Consider the following 15,186-nt stretch of genomic DNA (forward strand, 5'->3'; position numbering starts at 1 on the left):
GCGGCTATTCTAAGCTAAATCTATGTGAAAGTTATAAAAATCCAGCACAACATTGCTTAAATTTTTTTCTGGAGCCACAAATGCAGGCCTGTTTCATGCCGAGTTTCTGATCTGTGGTCGGATCCAGGAAATACCAGCGACCTTCAAACTTCACAAAATGCGAAGCTTCATGATGGACTTGCAGCTGCTTGCCATCATGATAATGCGCCTTAAACTCGACCAAAGCATGATTTTTATCCAGTTTTTCATTGGCCTGAACAATCTCAAGCTTTAACCACTGATTGGCTTTGCTCCAATCGCTAATTGCTTGCAGATCCAGTGCCTGTTGTTGCCCCAGTGCGGTAGTGGTTTTGATGTAATCAATTTCATGCCTGGCGAAGGCACTATAACGGGAACGCATGAGTTGCTGCGCAGTCTCTGCGATCTGCTGACCTGCATGCAGGGGCTGACAACAGCTATGATATTCGCCTTGTCCACATGGACATGCTTCTGACATTTCAGTTCCATAAAAATAGCCCGACAATGCGGGCTATTTTAGCAAACTTTACCGACCCAACGCTGGTTACAGTCTAGTCCTGTGCAGGAAGCTGTGGAATGATATGTACCTTATCGATCTTGTGACCGTCCATGGTTACAACCTCAAAGATATGCCCGTCTGCTTCAAACTTTTCACCGCTATGCGGTAAGCGTGCCATATGGAATAACACATAGCCAGACAAGGTTGAATATTCCTCAGTTTCATTGACCAAATCACGATCCAGCAGCAACGAAACATGACGAATATCGGTGGAACCATCCAGAATCAGGCTGCCATCTTCCAGGCTTTCTGCGGCAGCTTGCAACTCATCTTCATCCGGAAATTCACCGGCAATCGCTTCAAGGATATCAATTGGCGTAGCAATCCCTTCAATCGAACCATATTCATTGAGGACAATTGCCAGTTGCAGCGGGGCTTGACGCAATTGTTCCATTACCATCAAGACCTGGGCATTTTCATGCACGATGACTGGGTCACGTAAATGCTTTTCAAAATCCAGCACTCCGGTTTCAATATATTCGTTCAGGACCTTATGGGTCAGTACCACACCGGCAATATTGTCCAGTTCCCCACGTGCGATGATCAGACGTGAATGGCTCATCTGCAATAACTGTTCTTTGATACTGTCAGCATCATTGTCCAGATCAATCCATTCCAGTTCAGGACGTGGCGTCATCACTGACTTGACCGGGCGTTCAGACAGACCCAACACCCCTTGCACCATGACACTATGGTAGATGCCGTTGTCATCATTAAAGACTTCATCAGCAAAGGCACGGGTTGCCAGAACATCTTCCGGCTCAGAAGAATCATTGTCCTGAGCAGGTTTACCACCGAGCATCCGCATCACAGCTGAAGCAGTACGGTAGCGCATATCCGTGGTGGTCACCATTTTTTCCTGATTGCGTTTCATGGTCTGGTTAATAAATTCGACGATGACCGAGAAACCAATCGCAGCATAGAGATAGCCTTTCGGAATATGGAAACCGAAGCCTTCTACCACCAGCGAGAAACCGATCATCATCAGGAAGCCCAGACACAGAATCACCACGGTCGGATGCCTATTGACGAAATCCATCAAGGCCTTGGATGCCCAGAGCATAATCCCGATGGCAATAATCACGGCAATCATCATGACTGACAGGTCTTTGACCATGCCGACCGCAGTAATCACGCTGTCCAATGAGAATACGGCATCCAGCACCACGATCTGGACAATGACCATCCAGAATACCGCATGGACCGGATTTTCTTCCTTGATGACAGGTTTGGCTTCCAGACGCTCATGCAGTTCCATGGTGCCCTTGAACAGCAGGAATACCCCACCAAACACTAGAATCAGATCCCGGCCCGAGAAAGCATGATCGAAGATGTGGAACAATGGATCGGTGAGGGTCACCACCCAGGCGATCGAAGCCAGCAAGATCAAACGCATCACCAGGGCCAGCATTAAGCCCACGATCCGTGCAGCATTACGTTGTTCTGGTGGGAGTTTTTCCGCCAGAATGGCAATAAAAACCAGATTGTCGATCCCGAGTACAATCTCAAGAACAATTAATGTGAGTAAACCGACCCAGGCTGCAGGGTCCGACATCCATTCAAAAATCATACGCTTGGCTCCTGAGACTCAGGACTGCTGCACTGAATGAACTGAGGCTGCAATGAAACAGCATAATATTTTCGATATTTTGAATAATATCAATTATTTGATGGCGATTTATAGCGTTACACGGCCAACTACCACTACCCATTTTCGTTCTATTGTTGTGAAACCAATTTTCAGTATATCAAGATCAAATCGAAATTCACCTGTTTTCATGGCTGTTTGTCGATGAATTTTGCTTGGCTATAATGCAGTGAAAATGCAGCTACTCACAGAATTGTCATATTTATTAATTAAGCTAGAGTCACGAGAAAGAAAAATGATAAGGTGAAGAAAATAAATGCAAAGCGTAATTCAAATGACAGATTATTTTAAAGACAACTCCCCAAAAACAACACGGCCTTTAGTGGCTCTCTATTGTGGTTCACGTGCAGGCAACAAACCGGTTTATTTGGAAAAAGCCATTCAACTCTCGCAAGGACTGGCAGAACAAGGCTTTGGGCTGGTCTACGGGGGCGCCAGTATTGGCCTGATGGGACAGGTCGCGGATGCCATGATCCAGCATGGTGGTGAAGTTGTTGGGGTAATTCCCGAATTTATGCTGGACTATGAAATTGCCCATAATCAGCTAACCGAGTTACATGTGGTCACCAGCATGCATCAACGCAAGGCCATGATGGCTGAACGGGCCTGTGCCTTTGTCGCCTTGCCAGGTGGTCTGGGTACCTTTGAGGAAATTCTGGAAATTGCCACCTGGGGCCAGCTGAACCAGCACCAGAAACCGATGATGCTGTATAACGTGAATGGTTTCTATAATGCCTTGATTGCCCAGCTGGACCGTGCTGTTGAAGATGGGTTTTTACCGCCGCAGCACCGTGCCAAACTGATTATTTCTGCACATGAAGAAGAAATTTATACGGCCCTCGCCAATTTAGGCCATCCGCAAAGATTTGTGGTCTAAAGCTTTACAATAAATAAAAAAGCGAGCACCTGGCTCGCTTTTTTATGGACTCTCAATTTTACTTATTGACCATAATGAGTCACAAAGTCATAGAACATCGGCAAAGTCGTCGCCAAAATCACCGACAAGGCCAAACCAAACATCAGTTTCATGGCATCTGCGCTGACATTGCGAGAAGTACGGTGTTTATTGACTTCATCCAGGATCATCGACATGGCAAATTCACGACCTGCGAGTAAGCCCAGGAACACCCAGGTAGTACTCATTGGGATATTGCTCCATTCTTTAAAGATCAACAGGATAATGGCATATAGGAAGTCGATAATCGTCGCAGCACGAATGTCGGTCACACCAGTTTTGGTATCGACAATTTTCTGGATTGCCCCACCACGTTGATACAGAATGACGCCCAGCAAGACCACAAATACCGTAATGGCAAACAGCAGGAATTCAAACGGAACCTGACGCGGCACATACACGAAGATGTTAGCCAGATCCTGAATCAGCCATTGGCTCCACAGAAAACCGGTAGATACCCACTGCAGGCCCATCCAGACATTTGAATGCGGCTCATGACGCGTCTTGGCGAAATGTCGTGCCAGCTGCTTGACCACAAACCGATAGATGACAATCGCCACCACAAAGGCCACCGCATAGCCCATCATCGATTTGACCATCATCGAGCCTAGACTAGCAGGAGAGAAAATCGTAAGGACCAGGAAGGTGGTACTGACTGGAATCCCGTATCTGGTCAGCATTAACAGGAGAACAGGCGGCACAATGTACAGCCAGGTAATGCCGCCCTCAGGGAAAGGAATCGTTTCTAAACGGCCGTATGAGGCATCACCCACCCCGGATGCATACCAACCATAGACCAATACGACAATTAAAATTGAGCTGATATAAATCCACAACACCCACCATGGACGATGTGAATTCGAAGAAATAAAGGTCCCTAAGGTTTGAGGCACATCATTTCCGACAATAGAATAAGCGGCTAAACAGAAGCCGATTACCATCAAAATCTCGATTGTCATAAAAACAAACCTATACGCGAGGAGATTTCAGCACTGCTGAAAAGTTAGCCCAAGATTATGACGGTTTTATTTCATTTTAATGACAAGACTGTCATATATGCGGCCATCTTTCAAAAAAGAGCACCGAAGTGTCCTGAATCTAAGCATTTTTGATTTAGCTTAGCGTTAATTGATACCAATGACTTTATGACCAACTTTATAACCAGAGCATGGCAACCCCATAACAGATGGCTTGCAGCTCCTTGACACACTAGGCTATAAAAGTTGACACGCTTTATATACGACAGACTCGGCTGATTCCTTTAAACTATTAAAAATTTTCAGCTTTCCAGAATTATGAATGCCACGCCTACGCATCAAGCCCTAGATCCTGAATTCAGACTGCTGGTCTTGTTGGTATCGATCGGCTTTTTTATGCAGGGGCTGGACAGTACCATTATCAATACGGCCCTGCCAGCGATTGCCCATAATTTGCAGGAAGATCCGCTGCGGATGCACGGTGTGGTCGTGGCTTATGTCCTGTCAGTGGCGGCCTGTATTCCCTTGAGTGGCTGGCTGGCAGACCGTTTTGGGGTCAGAAACATCTATTTTGCTGCCATTATCATTTTTTCTCTGGCATCGTTAGGCTGCGCCTGGGCTGAAAGTCTGAATGAATTACTGGTCTATCGGGTATTTCAGGGTATAGGGGGCGCCTTTTTGCTACCGGTTGGTCGACTGGCGATGCTGAAGATTATTCCGCGAACGCAGTTCTTGGCTGCCATGAGCCTAATGAGCCTAGCCGGACTGATCGGTCCGCTGATTGGACCGACCTTAGGCGGATGGATGGTCGAATATATCTCCGTGCGCTGGATTTTCCTGATTAATTTACCGATTGGCATCCTGGGTGCCCTGATTACCCTTAAAGCCATGCCCAATGTGCTTGAACCTACGGTAGCGCGTTTTGATTTTAGCGGTTTTATACTGCTCATCATCGCTATGGTATCGCTATGTCTTGGTATTGAAAATTTTGCCAGTCCACAACATCCGCTCTGGTGGAGTCTGGCCCTGATTCTGGCTGGATTGGTAGCTTCGCTTATCTATGCCTATCATTCTCACACTCATCAGAATGCATTATTCCGTAGTAAACTGTTTAAGAATAAAATTTATTCGATCGGAATTCTGGGTAATTTTTTTGCGCGTCTGGGCGGTAACTCGATTCCATTTTTATTGCCTTTAATGTTGCAGGTGGCATTTGGTTTTGAACCCTTTGTGACCGGCTTGCTGATGATTCCAACTGTGCTCGGCTCCCTGGCCTCCAAACCGATTATCCGTAGTATTGTTCAGCGCTTCGGATATCGTCGTGTCTTGTTGGTCAATACCCTGTTGGTTGGTCTGTGTATCGCCAGTTTTTCCCTGACGACAGCAGATACCCCGCTCTGGTTAAGAACCATGCATTTCTTTATTTTCGGGGTTCTGAATTCACTGCAATTCGTTTCCATGAACACCCTGACTTTAAAGGATTTAAGCCAGCAGGATGCCAGTAGCGGCAACAGCTTCCTGTCGATGATCATGATGCTATCGATGAGTATCGGAGTGGCACTGGCCAGTACACTGGTCAATATGCTGAGTGCCTATTACGGCGCTGACAATCTGGTGGCTGCTTTTCATATGGCACTGATCTGTTTGGGCTGCATCAATATTATTGCGGCCTATATTTTCTGGCATATTCCGAAAAACACCCCCGTCTGATGCGATAATGAACTTCGGACTGTGTGGCTTTTAAGCTAAATCAAATGAAGATCAGGATTAAACATGCAAAAAAATCAGGCTCCGAGCGGATATAGCAAGCCACTCTTGATTGGGCTTGGCGTTCTGATCACCCTGATCATTACTGCCATGATCTATCTATGCCTGATTAAAGTACCCTCTGCCCAGGCAGCCGATTATCCGGTTCAGGGCTTCGATGTATCGCATCATCAAAAAGAGATTCAGTGGCAGCAGATTTCACCTGAAAAATACCGTTTTGTTTATCTGAAAGCCACTGAAGGTGGTGATTTTAAAGATACCCGTTTTCAGCAAAACTGGCTCAAGGCTCGGGAACGCGGCTTTCTGGTTGGTGCCTATCATTTCTACCGGCTCTGTCGCGATGGTAGCATTCAGGCGCAGAACTTTATTGATTCCGTACCCAATAAAGCTGATGCCCTACCCCCGGTGATTGATCTGGAATATGACAGCAATTGCATTAATACTTACTCTAAAGAGCAGCTCTTAAACGAAATTCAGATCATGCACGATACCCTGAAAAAACATTATGGCAAGCAGCCGATTTTCTATATTTCTAAAGCTTTCTATAATATTGTACTGGCTGGACATTTCCCCGAAACACCGCTCTGGGTACGTGAATACAAGGGTCTGCCTGATTTAAAAGATCAGCCAGAATGGCTGTTCTGGCAACATACCAGTCAGGGAAAAATTCCCGGAATTACAACACCTGTAGACTTGAATGTATTTTATGGCTCAGAACGGCAGTGGCTGGATTTTCTCCAGAAGAATGCGATTGCGGTACCTCAGGATCAGGTCAAATAAGGTTCATTGCCTGAAAACACGCACTATGTAAAAGCAAAAATAGCAGGGGGGGAAGATTAAAATAATAAAAAAGTAGCCAGACTCAGCGGAACAGCTGCCCTGTTTACTCAATGTAGCTGTGTTTCTTTTCAATCCGGTTAAAGCCCTTTAAGATACTGGCTATGCGCAAAATTATTCATATCGATATGGATGCCTTTTATGCCTCGGTCGAGCTGCTTGAACGTCCAGAACTGAAACACCTGCCTGTGGTGATTGCCTCGCATCATCCTCGGGCAGTGGTGGCGGCTGCCTCCTATCCGGCACGGGAATATGGCCTGCATTCTGCGATGTCGATGGGACAGGTGCGCAAACTCTGTCCTCAGGTCATCGTGATTGAACCGGACTTTAGCAAATACCGGCAGGTATCGGTACAGATTCATCAAATCTTCCAGCAATATACCTCCCTGATTGAGCCACTTTCTCTAGATGAAGCCTTTCTGGATGTCACAGAAAATTTACAGCAGATTCCGAGTGCCACCGAGGTAGCCATGCGGATTCGGGAGGATATTTTTCAAGCGACCAGACTGACTGCATCTGCGGGTGTGGCACCCAACAAGTTTCTTGCCAAAATTGCCTCGGACTGGCACAAACCAAATGGTATTTGTGTCATTAAACCTTCGCAAGTACAGCGTTTTATTCAGGACCTACCACTAAAAAAAATTCCTGGGGTCGGTAAAGTCACTCAGGAAAAACTGAGAAGTCTGAATCTGGATACCTTGGGTGATTTACAGCAAATTGATGAAGCCTTACTCATTCAGCATTTTGGCAAATATGGCCGACGTCTGTTTTTATATGCCCAGGGTATTGATGAACGACCGGTCGAAGTGGAACGGGAACGCCAGCAAATTTCCAAGGAAACGACCTTTGATGATGACCTTTATTTAAATCAGTGTCGTCCTTATTGGGAACCTTTAGTGGCACAGTTGTGGCAAAGCTTGCAAAAGAAACAGATTTCGGCTCGCGGCGTTACGGTCAAATTAAAACTCAAAAATTTTCATGTGATGCAACACAGTAAAAGTTTTAAGCAGCTACTGCGCAGTCCGCAGGAATTAGTCCAAGCTTTAGACTTATTGCTTAATGATCTGCATATTGCCCCACAGATGCAATTTCGGCTGATCGGTGTCGGCGTGTACCAACTCAGTGCCCCCGAGACTGAAACCCAATTATTACTGCTCTAAACTGTTTTTGTTCATATTTTGAGCATCAGTTTAAAAATACGGCAACTTTGTTTTTACATTTTGATTTTTTAGAGTACTCTATCTGCGCAATGCATTATCCATGTATGTGCTGAGATGCTGAAAATCACCTTTACTTTCAGCGTACTGTCCTGTGATTGGCGTGACGATCAAATCCGAATATTACAGGGCAACTCTGATGTAACTCATGGAATTCCCTCCTGCATGTCCGCTGTAAATTCTTCTGTTGTTCAAGAACAACGCGCACGTAAAGCTGCGCTGTCTAGTTTTGTTGGTGCTGTTGTCGACTGGTATGATTTTCTCCTTTACGGCATTGTTGCGGCCTTAATTTTTAAAGATCAGTTTTTCCCCAGTATTGGCGAGAATATGGGCACCCTGGCGGCACTGGCCACTTTTGGTGTCGGCTTTCTATTTCGTCCGCTAGGTGGTGTGGTCTTTGGTCACTTTGGTGACAAGCTCGGCCGCAAGAAAATGCTGGTTCTGACTGTGATTCTGATGGGAATTTCCACTGTCGGGATTGGTCTGCTGCCAACCTTTGAAGCGATTGGCTGGTGGGCCCCGGTACTGCTGGTTTTCTGCCGTGCCTTGCAAGGCTTTGCAGTGGGTGGTGAATGGGGCGGCGCTGCCCTGATGGCAGTTGAAAATGCGCCCCAAGGTAAAAAAGCCTTTTATAGCAGTGGCGTTCAAGTCGGCTATGGTGTCGGCCTGGTGTTAGCCACCGGCGCAGTTTCAATTATTATCGCGACATTGGGCGAACAGGCTTTTGCTGACTGGGCCTGGCGTATTCCCTTTCTGGCCAGCATCATACTCTTGGCTGTAGCGATGTGGATTCGCCGTGATCAGGATGAATCCCAAGAGTTTGTGGAAAAAGTAGTGAAAGCAGATCATCAGCTGCAGAAGCTGCCAATCTTGCAGGCGATCAGCAAACATCCCAAAGCTTTCTTTTATATCATTGCCTTACGCCTGACTGAGTTGCTAACCATGTATCTGGTTACCAACTTTGCGCTGAGCTATTCCACCCGTCATCTCGGCATGGACAAACAGTTCTTCCTGAATATCACCCTGATGGTCGGTGCGATCAGCTGTGTCAGTATCCCGTTTTTTGCCTGGCTGGCGGATAAATTCAATCATAAAACGATGTGTGTCTGGGGTGGTTTGATTGGTGCGATTTCGGCCTTTCCATTTTTTATGGCGCTCGATGCACAAAACACCTGGATGATCATTGTCGGCGCAATTTTATTGGCAAATGTCGCACACGACATGGTGGTCAGTGTCCATCAACCCATTTTTACCTCTCTGTTTGGCACAGAATACCGCTACAGTGGTGCCGGAGTGGGTTATCAGGTCGCCAGCATTATTGGGGGTGGATTTACTCCATTTATTGCAGCTGCACTGGTGATTTGGGCAGACGGTTCATGGCATTATGTAGCTATCTATCTGGCGGCGGGTTGTCTGCTGACTGCATTGGTCGCAGCCATGATGCCTAAAACTCAGGATTAATATCATGACAGTTCAACATTTGCATGTCTCGAAGCGCTTTTCAGAAATTGCCATTTCAGGCAATCTGGTTCATCTTGCCGGGCAACTGGCCACAGATGTTGAGCTGGATATCAAAGGTCAAACCCAACAAACTTTAGATATTATTGACCAGTTTCTGGCAGATGCCGGTACAGACAAAAGTCACATCATGTCGGTGACCATCTATTTGAAAGATATTGAAAAAGATTATGCGGCATTTAATGAAGTCTGGGATGCATGGGTGGCTGATATCGAAGCCTTACCTCGTACCTGTGTCGAGGCAAAACTTTATGACCCTCGTGTTTTGGTCGAACTGACAGTGGTTGCAGTCAAGCCTGAATAATGGCCCTAAATCGAGTTTTATAAAAAAAAGCATGCCTTGGGCATGCTTTTTTTGGAGATTTAACCCGCTACTTTGATTTTACTGCGTTCTAAATCCGCATATAAATAATACTTTTTCAGATCATCACTGACCGTATGTTTGGGCACTTTACCAGTTTGTGTCTGTTCATGCAGGAAGTCCTGTCGCAGCTGATAGTACTCCGGCACATCATCGTAACGAATCACCCGATAACCTGCCATAGTCAATAATGCATCCTGAAAACCAGTCTGCTGTGGACGTTTTAAGATTAAAGGATCATCCACAGCCACAATAGCCATAATCTGGTGCTGTTGATCCAGAATCACAAAATCTGCAGTCAGGTTTCGATACTTGTGACGGGTCCGGTTAAATTTGGTCGTCATTAAAGCATCATAAGAAACATGAGCCAAAATAATGTATTCAGGTAATACTTCCCTCAGGCGAGTGAAGGTCAGTTGCTCATTCAGGTTAAAAATAGCACGCTGTTTTAAAGCGCTGTCCTGTGGTTTGGAATTATTTCCGAGCCTTTTCCATGCCATGAGCACGACACAGAAGAGCAGGAAACTCCCAATCATAATATAGGTGGTCATGCCTAGAATCCTTGCATTCTTATAATCATTTTTGTTTTATTGTGGTGCAGTATAAACCCGCGCTTTATTTTAATTAGGTCAAACAACCAATCTGCTTAGATATCCATACAACTGGTATCAAAATCCGATTTTGCGTTACCTAAAATGACATCTTTCCCGATGCCAATGAAAGTGGATTTAAAATCCTGATAATATACTCTAAAACATCCATGGAATTGGTCGCAATACAAATCTGCCCAACTGCAGAACAATTCCGACAAAGTGTTATTTTTATATCACTTTTTAGCAATACTTAATGAAAATAATACATCCTTTTACATTTTTTAATTATAGTCTTCAGCTACGTTACTTTACCCCAGCACTAAAAAAAGACACCGAAGTGTCTTTTTATTAACTTAATTATGCACGTGATTTTGACTTAACTTTAGGCTTCTGCCCACCCAATGGTTTTTTGGTATCGCCCGTTTCACGTGGTGGTAAACCGGTGTGCTGGGTCAGAATTTGACCTCGCTCAGGACGCTTCTTGGTATTTGAAGGACGGGACTGAGCTGCTGCAGCCTTGCTACGATTCCCCTGCTCACCGGTACGTTTTTGCGAATCACCCGCAACCGTTGAATTCTTTTTACGTGCCGACTGATACTGGCCTTCCGTACTAGACGCAGGCTGATAGGTCGGAATCAAATGCTGTTTTGAATTACCAATCAGGTCTGAACGTCCCATTTCTTTCAATGCTTCGCGTAACAACGGCCAGTTATTGGCATCATGGTAGCGCAAGAAAGCTTTATGCAGACGACGACGTTTATCACCCTTCACAACATCTACAGTTTCAGTATAACGCGCTACTTTTGCCAGCGGGTTCTTACCGGTGTGATACATCGTGGTAGCAGTTGCCATCGGTGATGGATAGAAGGTCTGTACCTGATCGGCACGGAAACCATTTTTCTTCAGCCAGATCGCCAGATTCATCATGTCGTAATCGGTGGTACCCGGATGCGCCGCGATGAAATAAGGAATCAGATACTGCTCCTTGCCTGCTTCCTTACTATAACGGTCAAACATCTGTTTGAAACGATCATAGGTTCCGATTCCTGGTTTCATCATCTTGGACAATGGACCTTTCTCGGTATGTTCCGGTGCAATTTTTAAGTAACCGCCAACATGATGCGTCACCAGTTCTTTAACATATTCAGGGTTTAAAACCGCTAAGTCATAACGAAGACCTGAACCAATCAGAATCTTCTTAATACCAGGTAGAGAACGCGCTTTACGGTACAACTGGGTAAGTGGTGCATGATCGGTATGCAGGTTCTGACAAACACCCGGAAATACACACGACGGCTTACGACAGTTTTTCTCAATCTCAGGGTCTTTACAGGCCAAACGGTACATGTTCGCTGTCGGGCCACCCAAATCCGAAATAATCCCGGTAAAGCCTGGCGCCGTATCACGGATTTTTTCGACTTCACGCAGAATCGACTCTTCAGAACGGTTCTGGATAATACGGCCTTCATGTTCAGTAATCGAACAGAAAGTACAGCCACCAAAACAGCCACGCATGATGTTGACCGAGAACTTGATCATGTCAAACGCTGGAAAACGTGCATTGCCATAAGCAGGATGCGGCAGACGTGCATAAGGCAGGTCAAATACATAGTCCATTTCTTCCGTAGTCAACGGAATTGGCGGTGCATTCAGCCAGACATCACGTTCACCATGCTTTTGTACCATGGCACGGGCATTCCCCGGGTTGGTTTCCAGATGCAAAATTCGGTTGGCATGAGCATATAAAACTGGATCTTCAGCTACTTCTTCAAATGCAGGCAAGCGAATTACGGCCAGTTCACGTGGTGGCAATTTATGTTTAATTGCTTTTGAAGCGGGTTGCAGTTGCACAATTTGCGTATCAGGATCTAGCTCATCGCCGGCACGCACAATCGGATTGGCTACAGCTTCTTTTTGAAAACCTTGATATTGAGTCAGGCTATCTTTGCCCTTTTCAATTTCACAGCCTTCCAGATCTTCAGTCATCACATAAGGGTTAATGATTGGATCAACACGACCTATTGCATCGACATCATTTGAGGCAATTTCAACAAACTTGGCTTTAGAGGCACGGTTATGTTTATTAACAATAAATGCAGTACCGCGAACATCGGTAATCTCATGGATTTTTTCACCACGCGCCAGACGATGCATAATTTCGGTGATTGAGCGTTCGCCATTGCCGTACATCAAAAGATCGGCTTTTGAATCCATCAAGACTGAACGACGGACTTTATCTGACCAGTAGTCATAATGTGCGATACGACGCAAAGAAGCTTCAATACCACCTAATAGCACCGGCACATCCGGATACGCTTCACGGACACGCTGGCAATACACGGTTGCCGCACGGTCAGGACGTTTGTTTGGCTGGTTGTCTGGTGAATAGGCATCATCGGAACGGATTTTACGGTCCGCGGTATAGCGGTTAATCATGGAATCCATGTTGCCCGCGGTTACACCCCAGGCAATATTCGGTTTGCCCAAAACGCGGAACGCATCCACGCTGGTCCAGTCTGGCTGCGCAATAATACCGACACGAAAGCCTTGGGCTTCTAATACACGGCCAATAATGCCTGAACAGAAAGACGGGTGATCAATATAGGCATCGCCACAGATCAAAATAAAGTCACAGCTGTCCCAACCGAGTTGATCCATTTCCTCGCGTGACATCGGCAAAAAAGGCGCAGGGTCAAAACAAGACGCCCAATATTTGTCGTAATCAAACAACGCTTTTGGCGCAGTCTGCATGGTATAAGCAGTAGACATGGCTAGCAATTCTCGGCTGGCAGATGATAGGAGATCTAAAAATAAGATCAAAGATGAAAGCCGATTATTTTACCATGAATTAGGCTCAGCTTGCTTGATTATAATTTATACAAAATCAGAGACTAAGCCGACCAAAATCTATGCATCAGCAGAAGTGAGATCGCAAATAGGCCGTAAGATAAATGGATAGGCTTTATTTCATAGGAAAAATCTAAACACGATTTGCTAATTTGAGCGGAGTCTGAAACTGAATGCCAGACCACTGAGCAAGAGTAAAGCAATAAATGCAGTTAATCCGATCCAGCCATAATTTTCCCAGACCAGTCCACTCGAGCTGCCCAACACACTGGAACCGAGGTAATAGCAGCATAAATATAGCGAAGAACCGACTGCCCGATACTGTAGCGACTGAATCGACACCCAGCTACTTGCTGTAGAATGCGCGGCAAAAAAAGAAAAAGTGAAAATCAGTAATCCGATAAAGACGAGGGCCAGCTGATTGATCAGCATGAGCGTTAATCCAACAAGCATCATCAGAATCATTACTGCCAATGTCCTGAATTTACCGTAATGCCTCCCCCAATGCGCCGCTCGGGGGGAGCTATAAATACCGGCCAAATATGTCACCGAGATTAAACCGATCCAGGCCTGTGATAATTCAAAAGGTGCCTGAAGCAAACGATAGCTGAGATAATTAAATATCGAGACAAAGCAGCCCATCAAGATAAAACCTTGCAGAAATAAAATCTGAAGTTTCGGATCGGCCAGGTTTTGCCTAAATGAGTTTTTAAAACGGTTAAGCTTGATCGGATAGGCTTTAAAATGTTGTGATGCTGGCAGCAGATAATAAAATAATACTGCAATACAGACATTTAAAATACCAATAATCAGAGTAGCAGATTGCCAGGAGATAAAATCCACCAAAACTCCGGCAATGAAACGCCCTCCCATACCGCCAATGGCTGTGCCAGAAATATATAAGCCCATGGCGAAACCGATATCTTTTTCAGCTATTTCTTCCCCGATATAGGTCATGGCGACTGCAGCCACCCCACTGACACAAAGGCCAATCAAGATCCGAATCCATAAAAATACCGACCAGATGGGCAGTATAGAACTGAGCATTAACAAAATTGCAATCAATGCCAGGGACCAGACCATAACCGGCTTACGTCCAAAACGATCCGAGATCAGTCCGGTAAATAGCAAACCAATGGCTAAGGCAATGGTAGACAAGGATAATGGGAAACTGCTTTGCGTCGGACTGACCTGAAAATAATCTGCCAAGATGGGCATCATCGGCTGTATGCAATACAAAGACGAGAAAATGGCAAAGCCGGCAAGAAACAAGGAAAAAATTACTGCTTTAAATGCGGTAGTACCATATTCAATATGACTAGAAGATGATTTTGAGGACATATCCGCTCCTTAGATGGATCCAGTATACGCCTTTCGCTCATTTTTTATGTGAGGATCCAATCTGAACCATGGACCACAGAGCTTTTCTACACGCATAAAAAAAACACCCCCTGTCTTTAGACAGGGGGTGTTTCGAATAATGAGCTGGCGATGACTTACTCTCACATGGGTAACCCCACACTACCATCAGCGCAAAGAGGTTTCACTTCTGAGTTCGGGAAGGGATCAGGTGGTTCACTCTTGCTATTGTCGCCAGCACAACTGTTTATGGACTTGTTCGGGTCTTATTGACATCATTTGATGTAGGCCTTACTTGGTACCAAATAGAATACATTAACCGCTATATCTGAGTTGAATATTGTCTTACTAACGGGCTTCTGAATCAAGTTTTTCGCTGACCTTTCGATCAGTGATGAATCAATCGAGCTTCATACAACAACTGTTTGGGTGTTGTATAGTCAAGCCTCACGAGCAATTAGTATTGGTCAGCTTCATGCATCGCTGCACTTCCACATCCAACCTATCAACGTCGTAGTCTTCAACGGCTC

The 15,186-nt window shown here is 45.4% G+C and carries 12 protein-coding genes and 2 rRNA genes; 6 read left to right on the forward strand and 8 right to left on the reverse strand.

Annotated elements, in window-relative coordinates; translation table 11 throughout:
* Positions 1–31: 31 nt before the first annotated feature.
* Together KUG37_RS00755 and KUG37_RS00760 are read right to left on the reverse strand one after the other, a co-directional pair.
* Entirely contained in the window at positions 32–496 is a 465-nt protein-coding gene (locus tag KUG37_RS00755; protein ID WP_216936125.1) for a YchJ family protein, read from the reverse strand.
* A gap of 73 nt (positions 497–569) precedes the next feature.
* A complete protein-coding gene (locus KUG37_RS00760) occupies positions 570–2,147 on the reverse strand; it encodes a TerC family protein (protein ID WP_216936128.1) in 1,578 nt (525 codons plus the stop codon).
* A gap of 334 nt (positions 2,148–2,481) precedes the next feature.
* Between KUG37_RS00760 and KUG37_RS00765 the strand changes: the two genes are divergently transcribed.
* A complete protein-coding gene (locus tag KUG37_RS00765; RefSeq protein WP_216936130.1) occupies positions 2,482–3,102 on the forward strand; it encodes a TIGR00730 family Rossman fold protein in 621 nt (206 codons plus the stop codon).
* Between the two features lie 62 nt (positions 3,103–3,164).
* On the opposite strand, the gene KUG37_RS00770 is transcribed toward KUG37_RS00765, so the two are convergent.
* Positions 3,165–4,139 (reverse strand): hypothetical protein, encoded by a 975-nt coding sequence (locus tag KUG37_RS00770; protein ID WP_216936132.1) that lies wholly within the window; start codon positions 4,137–4,139, stop codon positions 3,165–3,167.
* 336 nt (positions 4,140–4,475) lie between these two features.
* On the opposite strand from KUG37_RS00770, the gene mdtD reads away from it, so the two are divergent.
* From mdtD to KUG37_RS00795, 5 genes are all read left to right on the forward strand, one after another.
* Positions 4,476–5,867, forward strand: a complete 1,392-nt coding sequence (mdtD, locus tag KUG37_RS00775; protein WP_216936135.1) for a multidrug transporter subunit MdtD — start codon at positions 4,476–4,478, stop codon at positions 5,865–5,867.
* A gap of 63 nt (positions 5,868–5,930) precedes the next feature.
* The gene (locus KUG37_RS00780) at positions 5,931–6,704 is read left to right on the forward strand and encodes a GH25 family lysozyme (protein WP_216936137.1); all 774 of its coding nucleotides are present in this window, start codon (positions 5,931–5,933) and stop codon (positions 6,702–6,704) included.
* A gap of 161 nt (positions 6,705–6,865) precedes the next feature.
* Positions 6,866–7,921: a DNA polymerase IV gene (gene dinB / locus KUG37_RS00785; RefSeq protein WP_216936139.1), complete on the forward strand. Its 1,056-nt coding sequence runs from the start codon at positions 6,866–6,868 to the stop codon at positions 7,919–7,921.
* Positions 7,922–8,143: 222 nt separating this feature from the next.
* Positions 8,144–9,439, forward strand: coding sequence for a shikimate transporter (gene shiA / locus KUG37_RS00790; RefSeq protein ID WP_216936149.1), 1,296 nt, complete (start codon positions 8,144–8,146; stop codon positions 9,437–9,439).
* Between the two features lie 4 nt (positions 9,440–9,443).
* Positions 9,444–9,800, forward strand: coding sequence for a RidA family protein (locus tag KUG37_RS00795; protein WP_216940085.1), 357 nt, complete (start codon positions 9,444–9,446; stop codon positions 9,798–9,800).
* Between the two features lie 59 nt (positions 9,801–9,859).
* Here KUG37_RS00795 and KUG37_RS00800 read toward each other — a convergent pair whose 3' ends face one another.
* The 5 genes from KUG37_RS00800 to KUG37_RS00820 all read right to left on the reverse strand — a co-directional run.
* Entirely contained in the window at positions 9,860–10,408 is a 549-nt protein-coding gene (locus tag KUG37_RS00800) for a hypothetical protein (RefSeq protein ID WP_216936142.1), read from the reverse strand.
* A 399-nt stretch (positions 10,409–10,807) separates the two neighbouring features.
* On the reverse strand, positions 10,808–13,219 hold the full coding sequence (locus KUG37_RS00805; RefSeq protein WP_216940087.1) for a YgiQ family radical SAM protein: 2,412 nt from the start codon (positions 13,217–13,219) through the stop codon (positions 10,808–10,810).
* A 225-nt stretch (positions 13,220–13,444) separates the two neighbouring features.
* A complete protein-coding gene (locus KUG37_RS00810; RefSeq protein ID WP_216936147.1) occupies positions 13,445–14,638 on the reverse strand; it encodes an MFS transporter in 1,194 nt (397 codons plus the stop codon).
* A gap of 142 nt (positions 14,639–14,780) precedes the next feature.
* Positions 14,781–14,895, reverse strand: a 5S ribosomal RNA gene (rrf, locus tag KUG37_RS00815).
* Between the two features lie 197 nt (positions 14,896–15,092).
* Positions 15,093–15,186 (reverse strand): 23S ribosomal RNA (locus KUG37_RS00820); the annotation flags it as partial.

The organism is Acinetobacter sp. BY419 (genome assembly GCF_019038395.1).
In the GTDB taxonomy this organism is placed as follows: domain Bacteria; phylum Pseudomonadota; class Gammaproteobacteria; order Pseudomonadales; family Moraxellaceae; genus Acinetobacter.